The sequence below is a fragment of the Shewanella sp. 433 genome (assembly GCF_059338565.1).
In genome coordinates this window covers 1,065,025-1,080,543 of sequence record NZ_CM181703.1, presented here as the reverse complement: position 1 = coordinate 1,080,543, position 15,519 = coordinate 1,065,025, and the positions used below count along the sequence as shown (strand labels likewise).

Here is a 15,519-nt window from a genome sequence, read left to right as displayed (position 1 = left end):
TAAGGTAATAACCTGATGAAACGACTCGTTATGATTATGCTCGTCAGTCTCAGTGTATCGGGTTGCGCCTTTAACAGCGTATTCATAAGCTACCCGTCGCAAATCGCCCCGATAAAAGCTGCATTAAATCGACCCACCACCACCCCTATCTACCCTCAGCTGGATGATAAAATAAATGGCGCAGATAAATTATTATACGCCCAAGAAGCTGGCAGAGTAGCGCAAATAGGTGGCGACTTCAGCGCCAGTCAAGGCTATTACAATAAGGCAATTGACGCTTATCAAGCCTTTGATGAGCAAGCGACCCTCAGCATCTCGGATACCGGCGCCAAAGCCTCTAGCCTGTTGATTAACGACAATGTGATCCCTTATCGTGGGCCTGGGTTTGAGCGCATCATGCTGCATCAGTACCAAGCACTGAACTACCTGTTCAGTGGCGACAGCGAAGCCGCCTTAGTGGAAGTTCGGCGCAGTAATCAACTGCAAAGCTCAGAACAAGCCCGTTATCAAAAGTCGATGCAAGCGGTGCAGTCGATGGCCAACGGCACCATAGATGCCGAGGTCAACAAACTGGGACAAGCAGCGGGCAGCACCACCAGCTCGTTTTTAAACGCCTACAGTTATTACACCACAGGGTTACTGTACGAGTTATTGGGCGAGGCTAACGATGCCTTTATCGATTATCGCAAAGCGGCGCAAATTACCCCAGACAACCCTTATCTGCAACAAGATTTAGTCCGATTAGCCAAGCAACTGTCAATGCCGCAAGCGGATGATTTTGTTCGCCGCTGGGGCGATGCTAACCCCGCCAGCGCAGGGCAAGGACAAGTGGTGTTATTAGTCGAGCGCGACTTTGTCCCAGAAAAGCAAAGCTTTACCGTGCCTTTTTCTATCCATGGCAATTGGCAAACAGCATCATTAGCCACCTATTATCCCGACCGCTCTCCTGTGCGGCCCGCACAGATTAATGGCCTTGAGCGCCGCTTAACCGCGGCGCCACTCGCCAACATCGACGCCTTAGCCATCACAGCATTAAAAGAGGAGTTGCCCGCCGCGCTGTTTCGCCAAGCGGCTCGCATTTACGCTAAATCAGAAATGGCAAGACGGGTACGAAGCGACTCAAAAAAGGCTAACAATCAATTCGATGCGGCGGCGCTTGCCATACAAATTTTTAATGTCGTCACCGAACAACCCGACCGACGCAGCTGGCTAACCCTGCCCAAACAAGCACAAATCGCCCGCGATTATGTGGATGCTGGCCGTTATGCTATCCAACTCGACCAAGGTCAGGCGCAGACGATAGATGTACAAAGTGGCAGAACAACATTAATTTGGATAATTGATACTGGTAATTACACCCGCTTTTATTCAATAATCATTTAACCTCATTACAGGAATCGGTATGTTTATGAAAAAATTCAAGCTCATTTTTATCATTGCAGTGGCCATTGGCCTAGCGGGCTGTCAATCGCGGGTTCAATACGGTGATGCTACTGAAGTCGAAACCGTAAATGAAAACTTCGGTTCCACCGATCTGCAAGCGATCACCGCCAAAATGGTCGACAGCATGTTGACTTTCCCGCCCGTAGTGGCAATGACAGCCAACGATCGTCCCATTATTTTTGTCGACAAGATCAAAAATAAAACCTCTGAGCATATTGATACCGAATCGGTTACCGATTCGATCAGCAACAAGTTACTGCGCTCAGGTAAGTTCCGTTTTATCGACATGACGAAGGTAGACAGTGTGCGTAAGCAACTGGATTACCAAAATAACTCTGGCATGGTTGACCCTTCAACTGCCATTAATTTTGGTCGCCAAATCGGCGCGCAGTTTATGCTGTATGGCAACTTGTCGAGCATAGTCAAACAAGACGGTAGCACCACCGATGTGTACTACAAGATGACCATGCGTTTAATGGATCTCGAAACGGGCCTCATTGAATGGTCTGATGAAAAAGAGATCCGTAAGACGCGCTCTAAGTCGTTCCTCGGTTTGTGATCTTTTCCTGCCTTAAAAAACCAGCAACGTGCTGGTTTTTTTATGGCAAGTGATACATCGCCTTCCGATCACATCAGCCCAAATTGCTTAATGACAACTTAATAATGGCTCACAACATTCTCGCGTTGCGACATCGCAAACCGGCTCAACAGAAAAAGCCTCTGCTGAGCTTGTGTATCATGGCCGCCGTGGCGCTATTGCTCAGCGCATGTCAAAGTACACCCACGACGCAGCCTGCTCGCCAAGCACAAGATAACGCCACCATCAGCGCCGAGCAGGCGCGCTCGCGTGCCAATCGCATCAGTGATATTCACTATCAATTAGCGCTAGATCTCAGCAATAATCAGCACTTTCGTGGTGAGGCCACCATCAGCTTTAGCTTAAGTGACAACGACGCGCCCTTATTATTGGATTTACATCAGGCGCGGCTGCACCAGCTAACGATTAATGGCCAGCGCCTCTATCCCAATTACGACAGTCAGCACCTGCGCCTTTCACCCTTGCTGCTTAATCGTGGGAGTAATCAAGTCAGTCTCAGTTATAGCCACCCATACAGCATGGGCGATCAGGGACTGATCCAAGCTATCGATGCCGTTGACGGTCGCCGTTACCTCTATAGCCACCTGCTGCCGGCCAGCGCCCAGCGCATCATGCCGGTGTTCGATCAGCCCAACTTAAAAGCGGTGTTTCAACTCTCGGTTACTGCCCCCAGCGACTGGCGAGTGTTCAGCGCGGCCGCGGAGCAAGAACAACGCCACGGTACTGACCTTAGCCAATGGTTCTTTGCGCCGAGCCCCCCGCTGAGCCCGCATACATTTTCGCTTATCGCGGGCCCATATCATCAATGGCAGTCGGATGAAGCATCGCTGACGCTGCGATTGCTGGCGCGGCAATCGATTGCCCACCAGATAGACGCCGACACTTGGCTGGCGCAAACCCATCGAGGACTCACTTTCTACCGTCAACAGTTTGGTGTCGACTATCCCTTTAATCATTACAACCAAATTCTGGTGCCACACCTGCCGACGCAGGCGATGGCCAATGCCGCCAACGCCACCTTTGCTGAAACGGGTATTGATGTGACGCCTTCCTTGTCACTCAATTTACGCACCTTAGCCCAGCAATGGGTGGGTAATTTGGTGACCTTAAACTGGTGGGACAGCTTTTGGCTCAGTCAGAGCCTAGCTATTTTACTGGCCAACAAGGCGATGATTGCAGACGCTTCCACCCCCGCTTGGTATCAAGACATACACAATGTTTACCAGCTCGATGACAAGTACAGTCTAACCCCGCTAGAACAAGCGGTTATAAGTACCGCAGAGATTGAGCCAAGCGTCAATCCAGCCACGCTCAGCAAAGGCGTTGCTCTGTTAACCCAGCTCAATTACTTGGTGGGCGACACCGCTTTCAAGCAAGGCCTGCAGCACTACCTTGAGCAACACCGCTTTGGCAATGCCAACCTTAACGATTTTATCGTGAGCCTGAGCCTGACGGCAAAACGCCCGTTAGCAACATGGGCCGAGCAGTGGCTCTACCAGGCTGGCGTTAACCGTATCGAGGCGCAGTTCCAGTGCAGCAACGGCCGCATCAGCCACTTTAATCTACACCAGAGTGCCAGCGAGCAATACCCCACCTTACGGCAACAAAAGGTTAAACTGGGGCTGTTTACCTTGGGCCGTGACGCATTGCATCGCAATTTGGTCGTGGCAACCACCTACAGCGGTAGCGACACCGAGATTAAGCGGCTGCAAGGGGTGCGCTGTCCCGATTTGGTGTTTCCCAACTACCAAGATTGGGGATATGTGCAGGTACAACTTGACCCACAATCCTTAACGACGGCGCTATTGCATCTGAGTAAAATCGACGAGCCCAAGCTGCGCATCATGCTGTGGCAAACCCTGTGGCACAGCGTCACTCGGGGCGAGCTCACACTCGACAGGTTTCTTGGCAGTGTATTTATCAACGCGCCGCAAGAGAATGCCCCTCAGGTATTACAACCTCTGTTAAGTCAGTTGAGGCAAGCCAAGGCGCAGCTTGAGCAGATGAGTCCCAATCGGCAGCATTACAGCCAACGTGCGCTAAGGGCATTGGAGCAGATGAGTCTGCGCCTGACCATGACCACTCAAGCTACGCCTGAAATCCAACGCTTGTGGCTTGAGGCCTATATTGATTTTGCGCTCAGCCATCAGGCTAAGCAGCACCTAAGTGCACTGCTTAACGGCACCGAGCAGCTCACTGGGGTTGAGCTGACGCCTTCCCTGCGCTGGGCCATGGTGATCCACCTTAATCGTTACGATGCCATAGGCGCCCAGCGACTATTACAGCAAGAAAAGCTGCGCGACACTTCGCCGCAAGCGGAAATCCTAGCCCTGAGCGCCGAAGTTGCGCAGCCCATTGCAGCGCAAAAACGCCAATGGTTTGAGCGCATACAGCAGCATAACGCCGATGCCGATAGCCTGATGTTGGCTAAACTGCTGCGCATCATGCCCTACCTTTACCCTAGCGAGCAAAAAGCCCTTAGCCAAGCAACCGCCGAGCAACGCTTAAATGAGCTTGCGCAGCTAGATAAACGTAATAGCGCCCGCTTTATGCAGGCCTACAACCAATTTTTACTGCCGCGAGAATGCTCTTACGCTAGCGTGGCGCGCTTGTCGCGTTTGCTTAATAACGAGCCCAACTTGAGCCCGGTCACTCGGCGTGGCGTGAAGCAGGCTATCGAGGATGAACAAGCTTGTATCACGATCCAGCAGCCCTTGCGTCAATAACATAAAAAATGCCACCCTAAAAAGGTGGCATTTTTAATCGCTTCAGCACACTTAACATCAAGCTATATCGGCTACCGACAGAATTATCAAGTGACGGACTAGACCGACACGATAGGGTAACCCCGATACGGTAAACCTTATGTGGTAAACCTAAGGGGCTTAAAGGGCTTACATAAACAGCTCTTTAATGTTTTTCAGATCGCTCTTGCCCTCTAGCAACTCTTGCTGTGACAAGCCTGACACTTCATGTGGGAACACCAACCAATCATCAGACTCATGGATAAAGTAATCCGGCTTTAGCTCAACTGCGGTGTTTTTAGGTTTGTAATAAGGGCAAGCAATACGCACATCGGTTGGCATATTAAGGCGCATCAGCTCTTGGAGCTTGGTTTTAAGCGCATGAATGCTGCGGCCAGAATCGAACACATCATCGACAATCAATAATCCCCCATCGGCATTGGCATTTTCAACAATGTAATGCAAACCATGCACCTTGATCTTTTTGCTCTGCTGGTTAATACCATAGTAAGAGGAGGTTCTAACGGCAATATGATCGGTGTCGACCTTTTTAAAATCAAAATATTCCTGTACCGCAATGCCTATTGGAGCACCACCACGCCAGATCCCAACAATAAATTGTGGCCTGAAACCACTGTCAAAAACTTGTGCTGCTAAACGAAAGGAATCTTCAAGCAACTCCTGTGCAGTAATAAAGCGTTTCTCTGACATCTGACCGTCCCCATCTTGTTATATTTAGTATTCGACTGGGTAAAGTGTAATCTAAAAAGATTAGCCTTTGCCCAAATTCAACGTAGCACAAGAATATCGAATTGAGACTCAAAACGATTAAAAAATGGCTACGGGATTTTGGAGCTGGATTTTATACTAAAAACCCCGCTCCTGCAGGACTAAATCACTAAAACTGCAGGGCAGGTTCACTTTTATAAACAGTAAAGCCAACAAGTGACGACTAAGATGCGCTCATCAAGCGAGGGGCTTACACCAGCGTGATGCTCACCTCACCCACTTGAGTGATGGCGCTCGCCTGTTTATCGCTAGCTTCACTAAAGTCTGGCGACATTAAGGTGTCGACATAATGCCAGTCACTTCGAACCTGATGGTGATCGAAGCTGAGCACCATAAAACCGCGATCGCGCAGATTGGTGTATTTCAGCCCCTCGACCAGATCAACAATACCCGCCTCGGTAACACTTTGCTGATCGGCCTCAATACCTAAATAGTACTCCAATCCTGGAGATGAGACCGAACTGGTGGCAAACTCTACACCCACACTGTCGCCATGGCTGTCGGTTAACTCGTTCGCCCAGGCATTATGGGTGTCACCGGCTATCACCACTAAGTTAGCGCCTTTGGCTTTTGCCGTGGCTAAAATCACCTCTCGCTCATAGGCATAACCATCCCAAGCATCTAAGTTATAGGGAATAGCGGGCAGTTGTAACAACGCCATCACTTCGGGCGTCAGCTTATGCTGATTACCAATCAAATAACTATACTCTTGCGCTGTTAAAGTGGGGTCGCCAGCCTGTGCCCGCGCGGCAAGTTGCGCTAAGGCCCCTAACTCGGCGTATTGGTACACTGACAATTTTTGGGTAGCGATAGCCGCTGGCAACAACATACTGCCCATCAACACTTGCTGGCCCAGTACCTGCCACTTGCCTGTGGCATTAAGCAGCGAAGCTTGCAGCCATTGCAACTGCTCAGCCCCCAACATAGTGCGGGTATCACTGGTGACATCGGCCATAAAGCGCGCGCTGTCAATAGTACTGCTGGCATCATCGATATAGTCGGCATAATCGAGCTGCTTATCACGCGCTAACTGGCGGGTGTCAAGCATATGTAAATCGACCAAGTCGCCAAAACTAAATGAGCGATAGATCTCTTGATGATTACCCTCTGACCATGGACGAATAGGCAACCACTCAAAATAGGCTTGCAGCGCGGCGGTTTTGCGCGCTGCAAAATCCCCTTCATCAGGCTGATGGTTTTCTGCGCCATCGGCCCAACTATCGTTAGCCACTTCATGGTCGTCCCACACCGTAATAAAGGGGACTTTGGCATGTAAGGCATTTAACGCGGCATCACTGCGATACTGGGCATAGCGCGTACGGTAATCGCTAAGGGTTAACAACTCGCCGGCGGGTAACACTTCCCGGCCAAGCTCGGCGGCATTTTCACTGGCATAACCCCCTCGGCCATATTCATAGATATAATCGCCTAGGTGGATCACCGCATCGAGCCCTGCCATCTCACTGGCCAGTTGATACACATTAAAATAACCTGCTGGAAAGTTAGCACACGACATCACCGCTAATTTCACTTGCTCCACCGCGCCCTCGGGCAAGGTTTTGGTCATCGCGACCTCGGAATAAACCTCGCCGCATTTAAAGCGGTAATAATACGCTGTGCCCGACATCAGGCCGATGGCATCGACTTTCACCGTATAATCGCGCGCGGCAGATGTGGTGGTTTCGCCGTTGCCAATAATATTACTAAAGGCCTCATCGATCGCGATTTCCCAACTGACATTAAGCTCCCCCTCAACCTCTGGCGTGACTCGAGTCCACAGGATCACCGCCTCGTGAGTGGGATCACCACTGGCAACCCCATTGAGAAATTCCCCCCGGGCAGCATTAGCTTGCTCATCATCGTCACTGCTTGAGCAGCCCATCAAACCATAGGAGATGACCGCGGCGCCCACTCCTTTAGCCGACATGGCTAAAAAATCCCTGCGTGAATAGTGTATTTTCATTGTTATCCCTTTCATGGTTATTGTTATATTTAGTGCCTATTATCCTGGCGAAACACACCTCACCTCATCGGAGTACAACTTAAGCGTGGCTGAGCAATAACCTTAAGGAATGCCCTTAGCCTGGTAAGAGGTCTAATGACGATAAGTATTTATTAACAATATTGCAACGTTATTACAGGGGGTCATTGGGGATTAATTAATCTAAAACGTTTTACCCCATCACACATTAGCGCTCAAGATTAAGTATCAAAAATGAAATTATAATTTAATAAACAGACATTTAACGAAGAAGGCATTACTGTTATCATCAAAAAAATAGAATGACAGCAGCAGGAAAACACCATGCGTGTTAGCGATATTATGAGCACCGACCTAGTCTGTATCAGCGATCAGGCGACCGCCAAAGATGCTCATCTATTGATGCAGAGTCGTGGGGTTCGCCACTTACCCGTCGTCAGTGAGCATGACGGGCGATTGGTGGGTATATTGACTCACAAGAAGATGATCTCCACCATCATCCACATGCTTAGCGCCTATGGTCCCGACGGGCTCGATCGCAAGGAACGTAAAACCTTAGTGGCAGACATTATGGAGAAACAGTTTCAACAGCTCAGCGCCAATGAGCCGCTAGCCGAGGTGGTCGATTATTTTATTGATAATAAATTAGGATGTTTACCCGTTGTGAACGACAGTAATAAGATTGAGGGGATCATCACCTCATCGGACTTTGTGAAACTGTGCGCCACACTACTGAAAGTGTAAGCCCTTATGACAACTGAACAAGCAATAAGGTAAATGAACCGCCGCCCAACATAAAACCAAACGCCGCCATGAGGGCGGCGTTGATAAACATGGCCGGGTCACCAGCGTATATGACGAGTGCGCAGTTACGAGCGCAGCTTACTGAGCCCAGACATAAGCAATACCGCAATGGCACCTGCGACAACCCCAAACAAGGCATTAAGCACACTTGGGGTGATAAAGCTCAATACCGGCCCGACCATCGCCCACTGCTCCACCACAACTGCCCACTGGTTAAACAGTTCACTCAGGCTATGAATACCGTGAGTTAAAATGCCGCCCCCCACCATGAACATCGCGATGGTGCCAACCACGGTTAAGCCGCGCATCAAATAAGGCGCTGCATTAACCAAACTGTGGCCAAAACGTCGCCCTAAGCGTGTCAGTAGGCTTTCGCCCTGACGCTGGCTTAAGTACAGGCCAGCATCATCAAGTTTCACAATTCCCGCCACTAAACCATAAACCCCTATTGTCATCAGCACTGCAATAACGCTTAAGGTCACCACCTGGGTCATAAAGCTAGTGTGGGCTACCACGCCCAATGTGATGGCAATGATCTCGGCTGACAGCACAAAGTCGGTACGAATCGCGCCACTGATTTTCTGTTTTTCATAGGCTTGCAGATCGAGCGCGGCAATATCGACATGAGGCTCGCTGCTCGGCTCATGGGGCTGAGTTGCGCTGTGATAAACCTTCTCAAACCCTTCATAACAGAGAAACAGGCCACCAAACATCAATAATGGGGTCACCGCCCAAGGAATAAAAGCACTGATCAACAAGGCCGCCGGCACAAGAATCGCTTTATTACGCAATGAGCCTTTAGCCACCGCCCAAACCACAGGCAGTTCACGATCGGCGTTAATGCCTGAAACCTGCTGGGCATTGAGCGCTAAATCATCGCCCAATACCCCTGCGGTTTTACGTGCAGCCATCTTACTCATGGCCGCGACGTCATCTAAAATGGTGGTAATATCATCGAGCAAGGTTAACAAACTTGCACCAGCCATAGATTCTCCTTTAATTTGAGTTGTTACGATGCCGTCTTTCGCCATATCACTAAGGCATCGATATAGTGTTAAATTACGCCCCAGTTAAAGCCGTTACCAGCAAAAAACACCGTAATGCGCAGTTGCTGAGATCTAACTTAAGTTAAGTTACACAAACAGCAGCATTTCACATACCTCTACTAACAACTATGAGTATAATAGTGACAAAAGATTCGTTTATCCTTACAGGAACTCCTTATGACTCAAGATGAAATGAAAAAGGCAGCTGGTTGGGCAGCCCTACAATACGTTGAGAAAGACACCATAGTCGGCGTCGGTACAGGCTCAACCGTCAACCATTTTATTGATGCCTTAGCCACCATCAAGGCCGATATCGAAGGCGCAGTATCGAGCTCTGAAGCCTCGACTGAAAAAATGAAAGCCTTGGGTATTCCTGTATTCGATCTTAATGCCGTTGACGATGTAGCCGTATATGTGGACGGCGCCGACGAAATCAATGGTCATATGGATATGATTAAAGGCGGTGGTGCAGCGTTAACACGTGAGAAGATTGTTGCGGCAGTGGCGAAAAAGTTTGTCTGTATCGTCGACAACACTAAGCAGGTAGATGTATTGGGTGAGTTTCCACTGCCTGTGGAAGTGATCCCTATGGCGCGCTCTTATGTGGCACGTGAATTGGTTAAGCTTGGTGGCGATCCTGTGTATCGTGAAGGTGTGGTGACCGACAACGGTAACGTGATCTTAGATGTTTATAATATGAAGATCGTTAACCCCAAAGAGCTAGAAGAGAAGATTAACCAGATAGTCGGCGTGGTCACTAACGGCTTATTCGCTCAGCGCGGCGCCGATGTGCTCTTGGTCGGCACCCCTGATGGCGTCAACACCATCAAGCAAGACTAACCATTTGAGTGGTAGTCTGCTGTATACCGTCCCATGCAATAACCCAGCGGTGTATTGATGATTAACCAGTAAAAAGTCACCATTAAAAAGCCACCCCATGTTCATGGCGTGGCTTTTTTAATATCACTATCTTGTGCTAAAGGGGTGTTAACTTAAGTTAGCTAACATCCGTCATTAAATAGGCTTATTGGCCACTTAATCTTTTACCAAAAGAAATAGCATAAGCGGTTGAGCGCAAACGTAAAATACGGTCATCACTTGACTCAACCCCTTGAGCCAACGCATTTGGGTCGAAGTTAATCAAGTCGCAGCTGTTATCGCCGCTGCTGGTAATACTCAATGTGCCCAAGGTGATCACTTCACGATCTTCTGGCCACGCTTGTGATGGATTATTGGTGACATCATCGGCCTGACCGATAACCGCTTGCAGCTCAAAATTGGCCGGGCCTTGGCTTAGCTCCTCTTTCAATTTGTCGGCTAAAAAGGTGTTTGGCAACTGCTTCATCTGCGCTTCGGTTAATAGTTGCTGCCCCTCGGTCGGCACTAAACGCCATTTAAACTTAGTTTTCTTACCTTGGTCATCGACAAAGTAGAAGGCATGAATACCGTGATAATTGACCGATGCATAAGAGCTTGGCGGATTATTGGCTTGCAGCCAATTAAACTGCGGCAAGGTACTTGGGTGATCCTGACGGTACTGCGCCACTTGGCTAAAATCGACTTTACCTTGTTCGTTAGGCACTAAGGTTTCAAGTAAACCTAAAAAGACTTCGGGTGACTTACCCGGAAAGACTGGTGTGGTTAAGCCTGCAATGTAGTGCACGCTACCATCGGCCATGGTGAACTTAACTCCCACTCCACGCGGGCTTCGCTCGGTTTCATTGGCCGCAGGGTTGCCGCCCGCCATTGAAAAACGAATGTTAGCCGTGGATTTTTCACCATTAAATAGGGCACTACTAGAATAGCTACCACCCGCATCGGTAGGGGTAAACTCACCTACGGCGCACACCCCTTTGGCATGGCCTTTACGCACACCCGGCTGTTTACCCGCAAGTTTTTCAAATACATTAATAAAGTCCAAGCCAGAGGCTTCTGCGTGAACCGCGCCGCTTGCTGCCATGGTTGAAACTAAACATGCTGATAGTGATAGTGCTTTAAAATTCACGATGAACTCCGCTAAACGTTATCAATTAAATACGATGGACAGTAAGACCGCGCTTGATCACCTTTTATTTCACAAGAGGTTAAATAAGCGCGTTTAATTACCAGCAGCTAGTCAGTACCACTTTGTATTAAGCCTGCCCCTGTTGAGCTTGAAGACTTAAGCCTTAAGCCTTAAGCCTTAAAAAAAGATAATCGCTGCCGCGCCATGGCGTAGAAAAAAACGCCTAAAGCATATCAATGCCTTAGGCGTTTTAGTGGAGCGCACTCACTAGAGGCGCGCGGTCACACTAGAGCGAAAAGTTCGCTATGGTCTTTTGTATCCCTACCACATCGGTGCCTTTTTTTAGCTCTTTAACCAGCGGCTCTTTTTGCCCTGAGATCCACAGCTTTAATTCGGCGTCCATATCAAAGGTTCCGGCAGTTTCCACTTGAAAGTGAGTAATGGCCTTATAAGGCACAGAGTGATAACTGACCTTTTTCCCCGTTACCCCTTGTTTATCTATCAAAATGAGGCGCTTATTGGTAAATACAAACATATCGCGCACCACGCGATAGGCCAAAGCCAGCTGCTCATTGTCGCCCATAATGGGGCCTAGCTCGGCCGCCAACTCCTGTAAATCAACCTCTGAAGCATTGCCCATTAGCGCATCTAACAGTCCCATGATCTTTTCCTTAAGTCAGTGAATGTGGCGCTTAGAGACGCCTATACTTGCCGATTGGCACCGACCACCATCATTTCACACTTAGGGCAGTCAAATACCAGTTTTAGCACATCCTTGCCGATCTCCAAAATCATAGGGTCGGCCTTAATGCCAGGCACCTCTTTGGGGCAAAGGTTAAAGTTAAAGCGTAAGCAGTGTTTAGTCACCATCAAGGGCGCATCATCGCTGATACCATTTTTCTCGTAGGTGTCTTCAATCTCAATCACCCCGTGACGGGTATAAAACGCCTTGGCTTGCTCATTAGCCACATTGCCCATAAAGCTTAAGTGTTTTACTGGGTAAACCGCATCTTGGTTATATTTCCACGCTTTAGGACGCTGATAACCGTCGATACGAGCCTGCTCAAGGGCGACCACCGTGTCACGGCGCAGACCATTTAATACCGAGGCTGGCATAAACCAAGGGCTGGCGGTGTCGATAGTGATTTGACGTGCATTAAAGTCGGTGCTGCCGAGCTTTGATAGCTGTTTACGCACATTTTGCAGCGCCTTATCGTGATCGCTAGCCGGCGTCTTATCCATGGGCAATGTTACACTGGCGCTAATACCATATTGATCCGTCATGGTTAAGGCTACGCCATCATGGGTGTCGGCTAACGTCATATCGACGTTAATAATGCGCTTAGACGACTCTTTAGCCAGCAGCGTTTCGAACGCTTGATCATGGTTTCGATATAAGGTTGCGCCCATTTTAAGGTCACCCGGTACGGCAATCACATACAGTTTATCGCCGTCGGCGCGATTGACTCGCAGCCCTTGTAGTTTATCGTCTGACTGTTTGGCTTTTTCATAATTGGGCGGGAAATAACACAGGCCGTCACCATTATTAAAACCATGGGTCGAGCGCACTTGGATATAGTCTTTACCCAGCGCCACCACGCTACCGACCTCTTCACCAATATATTTAGGCGAACGGAAATCACTCACCCCTTGGCTGCGGTCATTAACAAAGTAGTCGGTTCTGCCACGGTTAAAGGTTTTTTCGGTATTAGGGGTAAAGCTATGTTCACAGCGGCCATGGCTTGAGGCAACAAACTCGGGACGACGCGCGATAATTTTATCGAGTTCTTGGCGATAATGGGCGGTAACGTTTTTAACGTAACTTAAGTCTTTTAAGCGCCCTTCGATTTTAAATGAGCGAATACCGGCATCGATAAGCGCTTCTAAATTATCGGTTTGGTTATTATCTTTTAAAGACAATAGGTGTTCATTTTGTGCCAGCACCTCACCTTGACGGGTCTTAAGATCGCCAGGCAAACGACACATCTGAGAACATTCGCCTCGGTTAGCGCTGCGATTACTAAAGGCATGACTTAAATTACACAGGCCGCTATAAGCCACGCATAAGGCGCCGTGAATAAAAAATTCCAGCTGCATATTGGTATTGGCGGCCACCTCGCGGATTTGGCTTAATCCTAGTTCTCGCGCTAACACCACCTGCGAAAACCCCACCTGCTCAAGAAACGCCACTTTCTCTGGATTACGGTTATCCATTTGCGTGCTGGCATGCAGGGCGATAGGCGGAATGTCGAGCTGCAATATGCCCATATCTTGCACGATAAGCGCATCGGCGCCGGCTTCATACACCTGCCATATCAGCTTTTCGGCCGCTTTTAGCTCATCATCCATCAAGATGGTATTGATGGCGACAAACACCTGCGCATGATATTGGTGAGCAAACTGGCACAAACGGGCAATATCTTCGACGCTATTACCCGCGGTTGCACGCGCCCCAAAGGCTGGGCCACCGATATACACCGCATCGGCACCATGGCGAATGGCTTCAATACCAAAGTCAGCATTTTTGGCGGGGGCCAATAACTCTAGGCGGTTTGAGCGGGTCACAACTGACGCAGGTGACGAGCTATCGGGGGTAAAAATCTCAGGCTTATCCATGGGGCGTTACTCAATCAGGTAGCAGCTTCATAAAAATTAGGCCGCGATTATAACAGACACGGCTAACATAGCACGGTCAAGCGTAGTCGATTTTAGGCGTTTTTTGCACTGTCCGCTCAAGCCGCAGATGCCCAGTACCCTAGTAACAAGCCGTTAGAGCTTATCTGTCAAAGGAAAAAAGGGCTTCAATGTGAGTGACCTTGCGGCCGTCAGTCTTAACCGCTGATGGGCAATAACACGCTGATAGCCGATAAAAAGTGCGCAAGCTGTAGACCCGGCACCTTAAAGATGATGAATACCATTAAGTTAAAGGAGTGCTGGAAGCTTAAATAACCCCAAAGAGACCTTAACCCTGCAGCCCAGAGTCTGTTAGCCCTTGGCTAATCTTACCTGTAGTTTTTGATTTTCCGCTTCAATATGTTTATAGAAATCACAATCGTCCAATTGAGAGGCCGCCGCTTCATCGAGCACTAACATGGCATTACGGTGCAGTTGCAGGGCCGAAGCCGGACACGATGCACTCAGCGCGCCCTCTACCGTCGCCTTAATCGCCGCAGCTTTATTGGCGCCCGTCGCAAGCAACAATACTTTTTTCGCGTCTAATATGGTGCCTATCCCCATGGTGATCGACAGATGGGGCTGATATTCATCGGCTGAGAAAAATCGGGCATTATCTTCAATCGTCGCCTTGGTGAGGGTTTTCACTCGCGTGCGCGACATTAAGCCCGATGACGGCTCATTAAAGCCGATATGACCATTACGCCCTATGCCGAGCAGCTGGATATCGATGCCACCCGCTTGGGCTATTTGGCATTCATAGCGCTCGCAGGCCTCAATCGGATCGCTAGCATCACCCGGCGGCACAAAGGTACGCTGCTTATCGATATCGATATGATCAAACAACTGCTGATCCATAAAGTAGCGATAGCTTTGTTTATGCTGACCATCGAGGCCTAAATACTCATCTAAGTTAAAGCTGGTCGCCTGGGCAAACGAGACATCGCCAGCTTGATTAGCACCAATCAATAGATGGTATAAGGCCAGCGGCGTCGAGCCCGTAGCCAAACCCAACACAGAGCTTGGCTTGCGTCGCAGTTGCTGAATAAAAATATTGGCGCCATATGACGCGACATCGTCACTGCTGTTTAAAATCACAATTTGCATAATCTCGACTCGCCTAAACCAAACTTGACCTGTAAAAATGACTGACTCGTCACGCCTACCACTACCCCCAAAAAACCAGTTAGTCAGCCTTCGCGCGCAACATCAACCACCACCTTTTGATAACATGACTATAACTAACAATGACAGCGTTGTCATTAGTAATCCCCTTACAGAACGAGTATCATCGTCTCCGTCCATCAAACAGCGCCTCTAGCACCTCAGGATGACTTAATAACGTCGTCATCATTAGGACGATATTAATCCGCTAATATGTTGTAAATGTTAGCTATATAATCTTAATTTGGGTTATATAAGCTCAGCTTTCTTAT

General features: G+C 49.0%; 12 protein-coding genes. 5 read left to right on the top strand and 7 right to left on the bottom strand.

Annotation, left to right across the window (positions count from 1 at the left end):
• Positions 1-15: 15 nt before the first annotated feature.
• The 3 genes from AC5YB1_RS04875 (at position 16) to pepN (ending at position 4,767) form a co-directional block, all read left to right on the top strand.
• Positions 16-1,383, top strand: a complete 1,368-nt coding sequence (locus AC5YB1_RS04875; protein ID WP_494520935.1) for a COG3014 family protein — start codon at positions 16-18, stop codon at positions 1,381-1,383.
• 25 nt (positions 1,384-1,408) lie between these two features.
• Positions 1,409-2,002, top strand: a complete 594-nt coding sequence (lpoB, locus tag AC5YB1_RS04870) for a penicillin-binding protein activator LpoB (protein WP_119977742.1) — start codon at positions 1,409-1,411, stop codon at positions 2,000-2,002.
• A gap of 104 nt (positions 2,003-2,106) precedes the next feature.
• Positions 2,107-4,767 (top strand): aminopeptidase N, encoded by a 2,661-nt coding sequence (pepN, locus tag AC5YB1_RS04865; protein WP_494520934.1) that lies wholly within the window; start codon positions 2,107-2,109, stop codon positions 4,765-4,767.
• Between the two features lie 168 nt (positions 4,768-4,935).
• Here the strand turns inward: pepN and AC5YB1_RS04860 are convergent, their stop codons facing one another.
• Both AC5YB1_RS04860 and AC5YB1_RS04855 read right to left on the bottom strand, forming a co-directional pair.
• Positions 4,936-5,496: a phosphoribosyltransferase gene (locus AC5YB1_RS04860; RefSeq protein WP_494520933.1), complete on the bottom strand. Its 561-nt coding sequence runs from the start codon at positions 5,494-5,496 to the stop codon at positions 4,936-4,938.
• A gap of 268 nt (positions 5,497-5,764) precedes the next feature.
• The gene (locus tag AC5YB1_RS04855) at positions 5,765-7,537 is read right to left on the bottom strand and encodes an alkaline phosphatase D family protein (RefSeq protein WP_494520932.1); all 1,773 of its coding nucleotides are present in this window, start codon (positions 7,535-7,537) and stop codon (positions 5,765-5,767) included.
• A 342-nt stretch (positions 7,538-7,879) separates the two neighbouring features.
• On the opposite strand from AC5YB1_RS04855, the gene AC5YB1_RS04850 reads away from it, so the two are divergent.
• A complete protein-coding gene (locus AC5YB1_RS04850; protein ID WP_494520931.1) occupies positions 7,880-8,299 on the top strand; it encodes a CBS domain-containing protein in 420 nt (139 codons plus the stop codon).
• A 125-nt stretch (positions 8,300-8,424) separates the two neighbouring features.
• On the opposite strand, the gene AC5YB1_RS04845 is transcribed toward AC5YB1_RS04850, so the two are convergent.
• Complete coding sequence (locus tag AC5YB1_RS04845) at positions 8,425-9,345, bottom strand: DUF808 domain-containing protein (protein WP_494520930.1); 921 nt, start codon at positions 9,343-9,345, stop codon at positions 8,425-8,427.
• A gap of 237 nt (positions 9,346-9,582) precedes the next feature.
• On the opposite strand from AC5YB1_RS04845, the gene rpiA reads away from it, so the two are divergent.
• Positions 9,583-10,245, top strand: coding sequence for a ribose-5-phosphate isomerase RpiA (rpiA, locus tag AC5YB1_RS04840; protein WP_494520929.1), 663 nt, complete (start codon positions 9,583-9,585; stop codon positions 10,243-10,245).
• A gap of 184 nt (positions 10,246-10,429) precedes the next feature.
• On the opposite strand, the gene AC5YB1_RS04835 is transcribed toward rpiA, so the two are convergent.
• The 4 genes from AC5YB1_RS04835 to nagB form a co-directional block, all read right to left on the bottom strand.
• Complete coding sequence (locus AC5YB1_RS04835; protein WP_494520928.1) at positions 10,430-11,410, bottom strand: catalase family peroxidase; 981 nt, start codon at positions 11,408-11,410, stop codon at positions 10,430-10,432.
• A gap of 286 nt (positions 11,411-11,696) precedes the next feature.
• The gene (locus tag AC5YB1_RS04830; protein ID WP_475514829.1) at positions 11,697-12,071 is read right to left on the bottom strand and encodes a PH domain-containing protein; all 375 of its coding nucleotides are present in this window, start codon (positions 12,069-12,071) and stop codon (positions 11,697-11,699) included.
• Positions 12,072-12,112: 41 nt separating this feature from the next.
• On the bottom strand, positions 12,113-14,026 hold the full coding sequence (locus AC5YB1_RS04825) for a peptidase U32 family protein (RefSeq protein WP_494520927.1): 1,914 nt from the start codon (positions 14,024-14,026) through the stop codon (positions 12,113-12,115).
• A 369-nt stretch (positions 14,027-14,395) separates the two neighbouring features.
• Complete coding sequence (gene nagB / locus AC5YB1_RS04820; protein ID WP_494520926.1) at positions 14,396-15,190, bottom strand: glucosamine-6-phosphate deaminase; 795 nt, start codon at positions 15,188-15,190, stop codon at positions 14,396-14,398.
• Positions 15,191-15,519 lie beyond the last annotated feature (329 nt).